This window comes from Shewanella sp. KX20019 (assembly GCF_016757755.1).
Classification (GTDB): domain Bacteria; phylum Pseudomonadota; class Gammaproteobacteria; order Enterobacterales; family Shewanellaceae; genus Shewanella.
The window spans coordinates 2493359-2506675 of sequence record NZ_CP068437.1 but is presented as its reverse complement, the minus strand read 5'-3'; the positions used below and the strand labels follow the sequence as shown (position 1 = coordinate 2506675).

Annotated in this window: 13 protein-coding genes; 6 read left to right on the top strand and 7 right to left on the bottom strand. The window is 43.1% G+C overall.

The features are described 5' to 3' along the window. The first annotated feature begins 85 nt into the window (after positions 1-85). Complete coding sequence (locus tag JK628_RS10990) at positions 86-2572, top strand: glycoside hydrolase family 15 protein (RefSeq protein WP_202289501.1); 2487 nt, start codon at positions 86-88, stop codon at positions 2570-2572. 118 nt (positions 2573-2690) lie between these two features. Here the strand turns inward: JK628_RS10990 and JK628_RS10985 are convergent, their stop codons facing one another. From JK628_RS10985 to JK628_RS10975, 3 genes are all read right to left on the bottom strand, one after another. Further along, the gene (locus tag JK628_RS10985) at positions 2691-3224 is read right to left on the bottom strand and encodes a GNAT family N-acetyltransferase (protein WP_202289500.1); all 534 of its coding nucleotides are present in this window, start codon (positions 3222-3224) and stop codon (positions 2691-2693) included. Between the two features lie 22 nt (positions 3225-3246). After that, complete coding sequence (locus JK628_RS10980) at positions 3247-3759, bottom strand: GNAT family N-acetyltransferase (RefSeq protein WP_202289499.1); 513 nt, start codon at positions 3757-3759, stop codon at positions 3247-3249. A 75-nt stretch (positions 3760-3834) separates the two neighbouring features. Further along, a complete protein-coding gene (locus JK628_RS10975; RefSeq protein WP_237524189.1) occupies positions 3835-4359 on the bottom strand; it encodes a transcription elongation factor GreAB in 525 nt (174 codons plus the stop codon). A 195-nt stretch (positions 4360-4554) separates the two neighbouring features. Here JK628_RS10975 and JK628_RS10970 point away from each other — a divergent pair, with 195 nt between their 5' ends. Then, positions 4555-5484, top strand: coding sequence for a transporter (locus tag JK628_RS10970; protein WP_237524188.1), 930 nt, complete (start codon positions 4555-4557; stop codon positions 5482-5484). A 134-nt stretch (positions 5485-5618) separates the two neighbouring features. Here JK628_RS10970 and JK628_RS10965 read toward each other — a convergent pair whose 3' ends face one another. Continuing rightward, complete coding sequence (locus JK628_RS10965; RefSeq protein WP_202289498.1) at positions 5619-6764, bottom strand: cupin domain-containing protein; 1146 nt, start codon at positions 6762-6764, stop codon at positions 5619-5621. A 195-nt stretch (positions 6765-6959) separates the two neighbouring features. On the opposite strand from JK628_RS10965, the gene JK628_RS10960 reads away from it, so the two are divergent. Further along, positions 6960-7628 carry a 3'-5' exonuclease gene (locus JK628_RS10960; protein WP_237524187.1) on the top strand — a complete coding sequence of 223 codons (669 nt, stop codon included), beginning with the start codon at positions 6960-6962 and terminating at the stop codon, positions 7626-7628. Between the two features lie 36 nt (positions 7629-7664). Here JK628_RS10960 and JK628_RS10955 read toward each other — a convergent pair whose 3' ends face one another. The 3 genes from JK628_RS10955 to JK628_RS10945 all read right to left on the bottom strand — a co-directional run bounded on the left by JK628_RS10955 (position 7665) and on the right by JK628_RS10945 (position 10535). After that, positions 7665-8549 (bottom strand): cation diffusion facilitator family transporter, encoded by an 885-nt coding sequence (locus tag JK628_RS10955; protein WP_202289497.1) that lies wholly within the window; start codon positions 8547-8549, stop codon positions 7665-7667. An 89-nt stretch (positions 8550-8638) separates the two neighbouring features. Next, on the bottom strand, positions 8639-9655 hold the full coding sequence (locus JK628_RS10950) for a LacI family DNA-binding transcriptional regulator (RefSeq protein ID WP_202289496.1): 1017 nt from the start codon (positions 9653-9655) through the stop codon (positions 8639-8641). A gap of 184 nt (positions 9656-9839) precedes the next feature. After that, the gene (locus tag JK628_RS10945) at positions 9840-10535 is read right to left on the bottom strand and encodes a DUF3334 family protein (protein WP_202289495.1); all 696 of its coding nucleotides are present in this window, start codon (positions 10533-10535) and stop codon (positions 9840-9842) included. Positions 10536-10850: 315 nt separating this feature from the next. Here JK628_RS10945 and JK628_RS10940 point away from each other — a divergent pair, with 315 nt between their 5' ends. The 3 genes from JK628_RS10940 to JK628_RS10930 all read left to right on the top strand — a co-directional run bounded on the left by JK628_RS10940 (position 10851) and on the right by JK628_RS10930 (position 13306). Further along, positions 10851-12491, top strand: a complete 1641-nt coding sequence (locus JK628_RS10940) for a methyl-accepting chemotaxis protein (RefSeq protein ID WP_202289494.1) — start codon at positions 10851-10853, stop codon at positions 12489-12491. Positions 12492-12596: 105 nt separating this feature from the next. Beyond that, a complete protein-coding gene (locus tag JK628_RS10935; protein ID WP_202289493.1) occupies positions 12597-12989 on the top strand; it encodes an ACT domain-containing protein in 393 nt (130 codons plus the stop codon). A 59-nt stretch (positions 12990-13048) separates the two neighbouring features. Beyond that, complete coding sequence (locus JK628_RS10930; RefSeq protein ID WP_202289492.1) at positions 13049-13306, top strand: HPr family phosphocarrier protein; 258 nt, start codon at positions 13049-13051, stop codon at positions 13304-13306. The last annotated feature ends 11 nt before the right edge of the window (positions 13307-13317 follow it).

The following is a 13317-nucleotide window of genomic DNA, read 5'->3' as shown; positions in this document are numbered from 1 at the left end:
CACAGTGACGAAACATAAATTAGCGGCTCAATTAGCATCGCTAATGAACTAAAGATAATAACTAATAAGATTTTTGGGGAAGCAGATGACAGGCTCGACAAAACTAACACACACCATATTAGCCAGCGCGATAAGCATGGTAATGCTGGCTAGTTGCGGCAATCAAACAGCTGAAACAGAAGTACTTCCCACAGCGGCAGACATCACTTTATCAAATGCTGTGTCACCTGGAATACCTGGTACAGATCCCACTTGGGCATTTTCTGGAAAAACCGGCATCGGCACCTCATACGAACCTTACATTGAAGGCCGCTATAAAGATACTGCAGCAAACCCTATTAGCCGAGTATGGTTCTCGTTAGCACAAGGGGTTGTGACCGAAACCATGTTTGGTCTTATCCATAATGCTCAACTGAAAGAGATGCAGTTTGTTATCACAGGTAACGGCTTTGTCGATACAGAAAAAGAAGATACCGACCATTCAATTGAGTATTTACATACTGACGAACAGGGCCGACCATTATCGCTTGCCTACAAATTAGTCAATAAAGACCGCGATGGTAAGTACCAAATAGAAAAACACATTTTTACTGATCCCGATCGCAATAGCTTAATGATGAAGGTCATTTTTACTGCTTTTGAATCAGGAGTTACCCCGCACCTTTATGTAAACCCTCATATTGATAACAGCGGCGCAAATGACATTGCACGCTATGATAGCGCCAGTAAGCAATTTTCAGTTACGACATCAGAGGTAAATGCCAATGTCATGACGGTCAAATCCAGCCTCGAGTTTGAGCACGCAAGCGTCGGTTTTGTTGGGACTTCTGATGGACTCACTGATTTGAAACAAAACGGTGAAATGAATTGGTACTATACCGACAGCAGCAACACTAACCAAGGCGGTAATGTTGCTTTAACGGCGCAATATCCAAGCCCGATGATTGAACTGGATCAACAATCTGCAAGTATCAGTTTCGATGTTGTTTTAGGTTTTGGTAAGGATAAACTGATTAGCGTAGCAAATGCTAATGACACCCTGGCACTCGGTAGTGACAAAGTACTCGCCGCATTCAATGGCGAAGATGAACGTCTCGGTTGGGAAGATTACCTCAACGCTTTGCCTGCGCTTACAAAAATGGCTAAAACAACCACTGACAATGGAAAATTGCTATTTGCCAGTGCTTTAGTGCTTAAAGCTCAAGAGGATAAAACCCACGCTGGAGCCTTGATAGCCTCGCTATCAAATCCGTGGGGCGATACAGTTTCGGCAAAAGTCGGCAGCACGGGTTATAAAGCGGTTTGGCCTCGTGATTTTTACCAGTGTGCGATGGCATTTCTTGCCATGGGAGATACCCAAACACCTAAAACGGCTTTTGAGTATTTAGAGAAAGTGCAAGTCAGCGCACAAACCCCAGGCTACTCAGGCACACCTGGCTGGTTTTTACAAAAGACTCATGTTGACGGTCAGATCGAATGGGTTGGTGTACAGCTAGATCAAACAGCCATGCCTATTATGCTCGGCTGGAAGTTATGGCAAGCGGGCGTGTTGTCTGACAGTGAAATATCACACTGGTATCACAAAATGCTTAAGCCTGCTGCCGATTTTTTAGTCAGCGGCGGTGAAGTTAATCTAGACTGGAACCACACGAATATAACCCCATTAAAAACCCAACAAGAACGTTGGGAAGAGCAACAAGGTTACTCCCCCTCCACTACTGCAGCTGTAATATCTGGACTTATTACCGCCAGTGATATCGCTGCTCACGTTGGTGATACCAAGGCTGCCAATTTGTATTTAAACACAGCCAAAAAGATGAAAAATAGAATGGCTAAGCTTATGGTCACCACATCGGGGTTACTTTCAGTTAAAGCTGAAAATAGCACTCAACCCTATTTTATCAGGCTCGCGCCAAATGGTACGCCCAACAGTCATACTAAACTTGGTGACAACAACGGCAGAGCTGGTGTCGACCAACGCCTTATTCTTGATGCAGGCTTTTTGGAGCTGGTTAGATATGGCGTTACGGCAGCAGATGACCAGATCATTGCCAACAGCGTAGACCTTGTTGATAGCACTGATTTAGAGGATAACTTAAGGGTAAAATACCAATTTAGTGCAAAAGATGGCTCACTCATTCCAGGTTTTAGGCGCTACGGTAATGATGGTTATGGTGAAGATCAGATAAGCGGCGACAGTTACGCTGAAAAAGGACAAAACACGCCAGGTCAACGTGGACGTGTATGGCCTTTCTTTACCGGTGAGCGCGGCCATTTCGAACTGGCAAAAGCGCTTAAAACGAATACGTTAAATAATGATACTCACAAAGCGTTGATTAACACGTATGTACAAGGGATGGAAACCTTTGCCAATCAAGGTTTAATGCTACCTGAACAAGCCTGGGACGGTGTAGGTAACTCGACACGTTACCAATACACAAAAGGACAAGGCACCAATTCGGCTACCCCACTGGCATGGACCCATGCCGAATATATCAAGCTAGTGCGTTCTATGTCAGATAAGCAAGTTTGGGACAATTACAGTGTCGTGGCGGAGAAGTTAGCTAACTAAATATCACTCGGTCTGAAATGACAAAGCCCGTTCGTAATAAGCTAACGGGCTTTATTTTCTATAGCGTATTACATTGCTAGCAAGCAGGGGCAGCATCTATTCTGCCGTTATAAAGGGGTTAAGCTCTGTCTGATTGCAGCATTGCATATTGATACTCACTGCCCCATTGACCTTTAAAGAAGATGTTATTAACAAAATGAGCTTCGCGGCGAAAGCCTACCCTCTCTAACAATCGATAAGAGGCATGATTATCGCAATCCGTGGTGGCAATTATGCGATATTTATTCATGGTATCAAACAGGTAATCAATAAAAGCGCCAAGTGATTTTGCAGCAATACCCCGACCTTGATTCTCTGGTGCTAAAGTAAAACCGACCTCTACCTGAAGTTCATCAATAAAGTGTATCGCCAAGTCGCCAAGTAAGGCGTTGCTCTGCTTGTCTGCAATTGCCAGCTGAAACCACTGCCCTATTGTACCAAATTCATGAGCTTGCATTGACTCAAATAAACCACTGGCCTTCTCATAAGAATAATCACTCCAACCTTGATATTTTGCCACTTCAGGAACGGCGCGGTAGTTAGCAAAAATATGCAGATCATTTTTTTCAAACTGACGAATAATGAGATTATCTAGATCTATTAATGTAGACATTTTTAGTTACTCTATGGGTAATTTAATCGATGGCTAGTGTAAATAAACGACTCTCTTCATCATATGCCGCCAATTTTTCAACTTTACTAAATAAAAAACCTAAACGCTCTAATGTCTTTATCGATGCCTGATTGGACATCGATGTGACCGCAATAAACTCTTTAGCATTCAACTGTTGCTTGCCATACTCCAGCACCGCAGTCGCCGCTTCTCCAGCGTAACCTTTCGACCAAAACATCTTAGACACCCCATAGCCGAGCTCAAAGTCATCGCGATAGTCTCTGCGGATCAATCCACAGATCCCAATAGGCGTTCCAACATCACGCAGCACTACTAGGTACATACCGTAACCGTTGTCGTGATAACTTTTAGTAAAGTTTTTAGCAATATACTCAGTAGCTTGCGCTACAGTATAAACCTGCTTATCGCCGATCCCGTCGATAAAACTTGGCTCGTTATAAAGCGCAATAATAAACGCTGCATCCGCTGAGGTAACCTCTCTTAAAGTGAGTCGTTCTGTAGTAATTAACGCCATATAAATCCTTTTAGATGATAACGATAAGGCTTAACTGCACGGTTAAGCCTTAAATTTAACTTTTCTATTTTCGAGCTAGCTTATTGTGTTGATCTCATAATAACGGGCTTTGCCTGCTACGGTGAGGTTAATTTCATCGCCTATTTCACCTGTCAGTAATTTTTGACCTATGGGTGACTGTGGCGTTATCAGCATAAAGCTGGCCTCTGCTGCCTGTACTTTTAAGCCGCCAGCACTCGGCCCCATGAACAATAGACTGACTTTATCGTTTTCATCGATCAGCTCGACCAGATCACCTAACGCTACTTTTCTTTCAGCTTTAATTGATACATCTTGCAAAGCGTCAATAACGGCCTTTTGTTTCAGTAGGCCAAACAACTGCTCATAAGCCAGTATATCTTCTTTGCATTGTGCCACTCTCACAGATTGCCCGTGGGCAAGATATGATGCTTCTAATCCAAAAGTGTCATACTTATTCTCAGCAACACTTTCGCTTCCAGTCGCTGTGTCATGGGCTCGCTTAGCCGCATCTACGGCATCTTGATAGGCCATGGTTAATGCTTGTTGTATTGATTGTTCAATGGTGATTCTTGGTAACACTTAACGCCCTATTTAGCTGACTTCGATATCTTGACTGATCTGAAAAATCAGCTTGTTTAGATCTCTTTAAAGATTAGCAGCATAACATGCTTGATTAAGCTGACAAATTGGTTAACTTAGAGTTATAGATATTGCTATTTTTATGGCACAGAACCAGCACGCCATCACCCATTAATGATCAAGAAAGGATTCTGGTTGAATATTAGTCGTCACTATAAGCATAGTTTTCTTGCCCCCACTAACATGTTTGCTGTTGCCATACTTTCTAGCAGCGGCACTTTCTGCTTTGCGCAAGATTTAGAGCCGAGAAGTTATAGCAATATTCCTATCGGAATGAGTTTCTTGGTAGTCGGTGCCGCCCATTCAGAGGGAGAGCTATCACCAGCTCCTTCAGCGCCGATTGACAATGCAGATCTCACCATTAATGCGGCCGTCGTGGGTTACGCGCATACCTTCTCCCTAGCTGGACGCTCTTCAAAAATTGACATGACGGCGAGCCGTATCTGTTATAAAGGCAGCGCCGACTTTCAGGGGGAAAGTGTTAGCGCTGACCGTTGCGGTTACGGCGATCCAAACATTCGACTCTCTTGGAATTTCTACGGTGCCCCCGCTCTCAAACCACAAGACTTTGCCTCTTGGCAGCAAGGCTTCGTTGTCGGTACTAGTTTGCAGCTCACCATTCCTGCAGGATCATATGAGAAGAGTAAGCTTATAAATTCAGGCGCTAACCGCTGGGTGTTTCGACCTGGAATAGGTCTGTCTCACAAACTCGGGGATTGGTATTACGACTTGATCGCTTCAGTACGATTTTATGCTGATAACGATGAGTACTTTAACCAAGTGACACTAAAGCAGGAGCCACAATATACAGTACAGGGTCACTTAATTTATAACTTTAGTCGCGGTCATTGGTTGTCACTTAATACTAATTTTTACTTTGGCGGAGAGACTCAGAAAAATGGTATCGATTCATTCGATTCCCAAGAAAACGCGCGTTTTGGTATTACCTATTCAGCCCCAATCAACAGCAGTAATAGTATTAAACTGTATGCCAGCACAGGGGTGGTCACTCAAGTAGGCAGTGATTTCGATACGTTGGGTGCGGTATGGCAATACATTTTTTAGCCTATAGCCCATTTCAAGGATACAGCTGAATATATCTGGCGCTTTATCCGCTCGCCTCCCTTTAAATGAAAGTAAAAAAAATGGTTCAACGACTAACGTCACTGAACCATTTTTATTAGCGAGATTAAAACGGCTTAATCGATATCGTCAAAATACCAGTAGCCAGCATTAACCCAATCGGTTAATTGCTCAATAACTTGGCTATTGTCTAACCACGGAGTGAGATCTGCTGATGTAAGCTGCTGCGTATCACAAAGCATGGCGATAAATGCCTCATTCCCCGCCGTTAACTGTTGTTGCTCACCATTGATATACAAAACACCGTCTGCAACGCTTGTTTCAAAATAAAGACAACGTAAACCACCCAATTTAATCAAAGGCTGCAGCTTTATCTGCTCAGTCACATCTAAGCTTTGAAATCCTAAAGGCTGTTCTGGTAAATCAAGTTCACACTTAGATTGAGTTAGGTAACGACCACTAAACTCACTGACTAGCTTGTCATCAAGTGTCGCAAACAGTTGTTGCTTAATCCGCTCGAGATCCGTGTTATCTACCACACCAGAATATTCACTGATTACGCGGTCTGGATCGGCAATCTGTTCATTACACAGATCATTATCAATGATATGGTCAGCCATCGCGCTAACCATGTCTTTTGCTGAAGCGGTTCTGTAACCGACAGAGAAGCTCATTGAAGGCTCAATAGTCACCCCATCATGGGGGAATCCCGGCGGTAAATACAAAATATCACCAGGCAGCAATTCAACATCAATAATAGGATCGAAAGCTTCTGTGTGGAGCAAGGCTGGATGCGCCGCAAACTCTTTATGTGGGCCAAGATCACCCACTCTCCAACGACGTCGACCAGAACCTTGGCAAATAAACACGTCGTACAGATCGATATGAGGCCCGACTCCGCCGCCAGGTGTAGCATAGCTAACCATTACGTCATCTAAGCGCCAACGAGGAATGAAATCAAAACATTGAATAAGCGCTTCAGCTTCAGGCACCCAGTTATTAAGAGCTTGCACAATTAACGTCCAGTCTTGCTCACCAAGCTCTTCATAAGATTCAAATGGACCAAACTCCGCCTGCCACTCATCATTTGCTTTAAACACCCGGCGCGATTCAACCATCTCATCGCAAGCAAGCCCCGCCATCTCTTCTGCTGAAAGCAGATCCTTAAAGTTTTTAAAGCCTTGACGGATCACCAGTGGTTTTTTCTGCCAATACTGCTCAAGAAACTGTTTTGGCGTAATACCATTTAAATCTAATTGCATATTTATCACTCACTATAATTTGCGGCGAGTCTATCAAGTATTAGCATTTAGTAATTTGGTCAAGATCATAAAACTGGAGATCTGTGGTCTTAATAGCACGAATAAGCCTGGGTACTCAATTAACCTCAACATTTGCATTGACTCACTTCGCTGTGGAACTACAATAACCGCAAACTTAATAGGGCTCGTAGCACTTTGGCACACTTTTCAACCACAGCAGATCCTCAGCAGATAACTAGCGAACTTTCTAGCAAAGCCAATACGGTTATAGTGCTGGATTTCGAGACTACCGGCTTATCGCCTAATCAAGGTGACCGCGCAATAGAGATTGGTGCGGTGATGTTAAAAGACGGCATTGTTATTGACCGGTTTCAACAGCTAATGAACCCTGGATTCCGTGTTAGTGGCTTTATCGAGAGCTATACTGGCATTAGCAACCAAATGCTCAGTGGTGCTGCGCCTTGTGATGAAGTGATGGATCAATTTGCCGACTTTATCGCAGATTATAATCTGGTCGCTCACAATGCCTCTTTTGACCAACGTTTTTTAGACGCCGAACTTAAATCAATAGGCCGTAACTATAGCGGTGAGTTTGCTTGCTCGATGTTAATCGCCAGAAGACTTTATCAAGACGCACCGAATCATAAACTGGGCAGCTTAATTAACTATAAGCAGATAGAACATGATGGCGTATTTCACCGAGCGTTAGCGGATTCTGAAATGACGGCGGATCTATGGCTGGTGATGCTCGATGATCTTAAACAAGATCATCGCATTCAAAACCCTGAATTTACGTTAATGCAAATGATCACCAAACAAAGCAAAGCCAACGTCAATAGATATCTCTCTAGCTACGGACGTTAGTTCTCAAAGTGCCAGAAGGGGCTAATACTTAGCCATTTACTTCTGGCTCCTCAGGTTTACCTCTACCGTTGAATGCGCTATGCCAAAGCGCTCTTTCAACAAGGTTTTTACTGCTATTTTTACCTGTTCTATATCTGCACCTTCGTTAACATCAACTTCAAGCGTTGCCACCGGTCGCTCCTGAGTGATTGACCAGGCGTGGACGTGACTAACCTTTATCACCTCAGATATTTCAGTTTCTAACGTATCTATAAGCTGACGTCGATCAAACCCCTTAGGCGCCCCCTCTAGCAAGATATGTCCGCTCTCCCGCACAACGTGCCACGCAGAACGGAGAATGATAATGGCAACAAAGACCGACAAGATAGGGTCGATAGGTGTCCATCCTGTATAGATAATGACAATGGAGGCTATGATTGCACCTACTGAGCCAAGCAGATCTCCGGCAACATGCAGCAGCGCAGCTTTGATGTTAAGATTATCTTTCTCACCTCGGGTTAAGATCCAAAAAGCGAGGATATTAATAATCAGGCCACCCACTGCAACCAACAACATGGTGCCACCTAGTACTTCAACGGGTTCATTAATGCGTTTATACGCTTCAAAACAGATCCATGCCGCAATTAGAAAAAGGGAAAGACCATTAACTAAAGCGGCCAGTACAGAAAAGCGGTCAAATCCATAAGTCGCTTTCCAAGACGCGGGGCGCTTGGCGAGATGAAAAGCAAACCATGCCAAACTCAATGCAACAAAATCCGTCAGCATATGACCTGCGTCAGCTATCAATGCGAGTGATCCTGACACCACACCACCGACAATTTCAGCAATCATAAAGCTGCCGGTTAGTACCGCTGCGATACCAACTGCCTTTTGGTTACCTGAGCCATGAGAGTGCCCAGCTGCGTTATGATCATGTGCCATTGACTAACTCCTTAAAAGTAGATTTTAGATACCACTCGATTCATTGAAAATAGTTATACCACCAGCACGAGCAACTACATTGGCAGCAACTAAGTCGATTTTCTCAACACAAGATTGGTCGGGATAAGCTGTGGTGATACCTCTTCGCCGTTAATCAGCTTTAACACACTTTCGACTAAAATCTCTCCGGCAAGCTGGGTATTTTGTTTAATCGTTGTTAGAGGTGGGTTAGCGAAACTTGCCACTGGAATGTCGTCATAACCAATCACAGCAATATCCGCCGGTACCGATAACCCCCTTGCATTGAGTGCCCTAATGGCGCCAATTGCGATGAGATCACTGGCAGAAAAAATAGCATCGAACTTCTCACCACTGTCTATTAGCTGATTCGTCGCCTCAAAGCCTGAGGATTCGGTGCTTATGGCTTCGAAAGGAATAACGCCACTCGGTTTAACATTGGCAGTTTTTAATGCCGCTAAATGACCAAGATAGCGGTCTCTAAACTCTGGGCTGTGACTTGAAGAATCGCCAACAAACACAATATCTTTATATCCAAGTGACAGCAGGTGTTCAGTCGCGCTCATGCCGCCTTGGTGATTATCACAACCTATAGTTAACACCGACTTATGATTATGTTCCGCTCCCCAAATAACGAAGTGAGTATTCTGCTCCAGCAATTTAGCTAACTTTCTTTCGTAATCAACAAAGTCACCGTAACCGAGCAGTATGATCCCGTCCGCCTTATTGCTGTCTTCGTAGTCTGCATGCCAATCACTGCTTAACTGTTGAAATGAAACCAGCAAATCATAGCCTTTTTGCGCTGATGCGCGTGTTATTGAGCCCAGCATGGATAGAAAAAAAGGATTAATTAACGAATCATCGTTTGTGGGATCTTCACAAAGAAGCAAGGCAAGGGTTTGGCTATTTTGCAGTCGCAGGTTACTGGCATTTTTGTCGACTTTGTAATTAAGTTCTTTTGCAATAGCTTGGATCCGCTGCCGTGTTTCCAAATTGACTAAAGGACTGTCCCGCAACGCTCTAGACACTGTAGACTGAGACACTCCGGCTTTGTAGGCGATATCGATTGAGGTTGCTTTTGTAACCATAATATATACTTAAACCTTTCTTATTATATACTCACGCTATAAATGCTCGCTTCTGAGTTTCCGTAGGCTAGCTGAACAAGACAATGATTGAGATTATGGTTTGGGTATGAACAACTCTATAGCACGCTTTAATGCCATCGAATCAATACAACCGAGCAACCTAAGTGTCCTATCAGTATGTCGCTTAAATCCCTAGCTCATCAAACAGGTCATCTGCACTTGCACTCATTTGAACATCTTTTTGTTTATTTTGTGCTGGCGTTGAACTACTGCTTTGACCATGTTCAGCTAATAGGTCATCTAGGTCGAAGTCTTCATCTGCATCAAAATCGGTTAACTTAATAAACTCCGTTTTATCCATGGCGAATTCAAGATAAAAAATATTATTATTTTGCGTTTTGAAAGATACTCTTCTAGCCACAGCTTCATCGAGATTGGTATCTACCGAAATTGTAAGCTCTTTATTAATCGTCAACATTTTTGGCTGACTTTGACTAATCGACGTTTGAAGTTCTTTACTAATTTTATTGATGAAATCGCCTAACATCTGATTCATCAGTTCACCCATTACATTACCAACTTCATCTGATGTATGTGAGAACGCCAATTCAGACTCAGGCATTCCCATATTAATCATATATTCGCGATAAATTTCAATTGCTGCAGGGGCGGAAAAATTGATAACAACTAGACCAGAGAAACCACCGTCAAATATTGAAAAGCAACCTAGATCAGGTTTTAAACAAGTACGCGTAATGGACTGCACCATGCCAGCGTGCGTGATCTGGCTATTAGTGGTGCTAGAAAGCACGTGAGAGACCGACAAACACAGCTTGCGTAATATGTCATCAGTCGTTACAGATTCTTGCGTTGTTAGCATAATTAAAACCTTTATTATTGTAATCGTTTCATAGTGCCGCAAACCGTTAACAAATCAAAGTAAAAACATGGCGAAAACGGCGACTTCCTCAGCACTTGCTCAGACATTAGACTAATTCAATTAGCTAAAACAAAAGTTCAGCCAGTCCAGTCGCGAGGTGTGAAAATAATGTAAATACAGAAGGGTCTAAAATATAGATGAGAATAAGACAAGATGAAGTTATCATTTTTAAAATAAACATACTCTTAGTTGTTCAGTTTGTTGCTAATAACAGGTACATTCAGCTTACTCTTTCTTTAGTAGAGCCACGCTATAATGATTGCCCTTTTAAGACAACTGACCATCCTCCAACGTCTCATACTAATGCTCATGCTAGCAGCGATTGGAACGGTATGTTTTGCCAGCTTTTCGATAAACGAGCAATACAACAATCTCGTCACACAGAAGTGGCAACAAAATGATGCACAGCTAAACACAGTTATTAGTGTTATTGAAGCGCATAGGATGCAGGTTCGTAATGGTGACATTACCGAGAATGATGCGAAGTCAAAAAGCGCTAGCCTTATTAGCCAGATACATTTTGGCGATGACGGCTACTTCATCTTACTCGATAAAGAACAAACTATTTTAGCCCATGGCGCTAGCGAAAAAGCGATCGGTAACAAGGTTTCCAGCATTAGCCAACCAGGTAATGAAACAACATTATCTGCCATCGTTGCTGATGCAAAAATAAGTGGTATGGCCAAAGGTGAAGTTAACTTTATCAATCCAGAAAATCGCCAAATCGAAGCTAAACTACTTGAGGCTAGATATTATCCGGCGTGGAATTGGACGCTAATAACAGGCAGCTTTAAGAGTGAAATAACAACAGTTATGTATTCAATGGCTATTGACTACCTTGTCATTATGCTTATGATTTCTATACCTATATTCACTTTCTTCATCGTACTTAATCTATCTATTACCACTCCACTAAAAGCAGCTATTGCCGCAATGAATGATATTGCACAAGGTGAAGGCGACCTCACTAAAAGATTACCAACCAAGGGTAAAGACGAAGTGGCAGAGCTGGCCGAGGCTTTTAATCTATTTGTAATAAAAATTGCCGATACGGTAGCGCAACTACAACCGCTAGGAAAAAATCTTGATGACGACGCAACCCGTTTACTCAATGCGGTAGAGGAGTCAAATAGCAGCGTTGATCACCTCCATCAAGAAACCAGCAGTGTTGCTACAGCAATCAACGAAATGTTATCAACCACTCATGAGATGGCGACCAATACCAGCCAAGCTGCAGATGCCGCTAACAGTGTAAAGCAGCAGGCCCAACTCAGCATGGAGAAGATGGATAACACCTTAGATAACACGGAACGTTTGGTGGAAGAGCTAAAGACGTCTGAGCTAATAACCCACGAGCTTGGCACCTCCTCTCAACAGATAGGTAGTATATTAGATGTGATCAGAGGTATCGCCGACCAAACCAACCTACTCGCGCTAAATGCCGCGATTGAAGCTGCACGTGCAGGTGCCCATGGTCGTGGATTTGCCGTTGTCGCAGATGAAGTGCGTGCGTTAGCAAATAGAACTCAGGACTCGACTAATGAAATTCAAAAAATCATTACCGAAATACAAACCGGTGTTGGTTCAGTCGTCTCCAGCAATGAGCGGACACAACTGCAATCAGTGCAGGTTCAAAGCCAAGCAAAGGGTGTGGGAGATTCTCTCGGTGAAATTTTAGCGTTAATCGCCCATATTAGCGATATGAACACACAATTAGCCAGCGCAACAGAGGAGCAATCTCTGGTCACCGAAGAGATTAATCGAAATATTTGCAGTATCACAGAGCTTACCGAAGTCTCGGTTAAAGCCAACGAAAGTAACCGTAATGCAGCTATGTCACTACAATCGATTAGTGAAAACTCAGCTAAAACCTTAAGTCAGTTTAAGGTCAGTTAAGGGAATACACACCTTTAAATGGGGGCATAATTTGCCCCTTTTTCATTTTTGAAACTATGTTAAGCTAAAATCAATTCGGAAGATCTATAAAAACGGAATTGATTTATGGCACGCATGACCTTAGCGATTCATCCGCAACTTTTTACCATTCACAGTCTCGCGCCAGACAGTGTTGTGCCAACAGCTATTTTTCAGCAAGAGATCTACTTTATCGGTAAAACGAGTGGAGAGCTGTCGGTCGTTGTAAACTCTACATTCGAAATAGAAAGTCTTGAGCAGGAACACAATTGGCGATGCCTCGAGGTAATAGGCCCTTTAGGGTTTTCCATGACGGGGATCTTAGCAAGTGTATCTGGCGCGTTAGCAGCGCAAAAAATTAGTATCTTTGCCATTTCAACATTCGATACCGATTATATTCTCGTCAAAAAAGACACCTTGGCCGAAGCCAGCAAAGCACTCAAGAAAAAGAACTATCAGATTATTGAACATCAGGGTTAGCCCTTACCGCGACTTGTATACGTAAAAACTCGCTTTTTGCCTTTTGACGAGAATATCTTATGTACCAAAAAATCGTTACCATTACAGCCAAGCATGGCATACACACTCGCCCCGCTGCGCTATTAGTAAAAAAAGCTAAATCGTTTGATTGCGATATCATCGTTGAATGTAACGGAAAACAAGCCAGTGCCAAGAGCCTTTTTAAACTACAAACACTGGGGCTTTATTTTGGTATCGAAGTCAAAGTTATTGCTGAAGGAAAGCTAGCTCAACAAGCCGTTGAAGAAGTTTCTGAACTACTAATCACACTTAGCTAAAAGGCCACATC

Bases quoted from the DNA above. Each gene is read 5' to 3' on its own strand.
- JK628_RS10985 (WP_202289500.1), bottom strand. From the start codon at position 3,224: ATGTCTACATTAATAGATCTAGATAATCTCATTATTCGTCAGTTTGAA.
- JK628_RS10950 (WP_202289496.1), bottom strand. From the start codon at position 9,655: ATGGTTACAAAAGCAACCTCAATCGATATCGCCTACAAAGCCGGAGTG.
- JK628_RS10935 (WP_202289493.1), top strand. From the start codon at position 12,597: ATGGCACGCATGACCTTAGCGATTCATCCGCAACTTTTTACCATTCAC.
- JK628_RS10965 (WP_202289498.1), bottom strand. From the start codon at position 6,764: ATGCAATTAGATTTAAATGGTATTACGCCAAAACAGTTTCTTGAGCAG.
- JK628_RS10945 (WP_202289495.1), bottom strand. From the start codon at position 10,535: ATGCTAACAACGCAAGAATCTGTAACGACTGATGACATATTACGCAAG.
- JK628_RS10940 (WP_202289494.1), top strand. From the start codon at position 10,851: ATGATTGCCCTTTTAAGACAACTGACCATCCTCCAACGTCTCATACTA.
- JK628_RS10990 (WP_202289501.1), top strand. From the start codon at position 86: ATGACAGGCTCGACAAAACTAACACACACCATATTAGCCAGCGCGATA.
- JK628_RS10930 (WP_202289492.1), top strand. From the start codon at position 13,049: ATGTACCAAAAAATCGTTACCATTACAGCCAAGCATGGCATACACACT.
- JK628_RS10955 (WP_202289497.1), bottom strand. From the start codon at position 8,549: ATGGCACATGATCATAACGCAGCTGGGCACTCTCATGGCTCAGGTAAC.
- JK628_RS10980 (WP_202289499.1), bottom strand. From the start codon at position 3,759: ATGGCGTTAATTACTACAGAACGACTCACTTTAAGAGAGGTTACCTCA.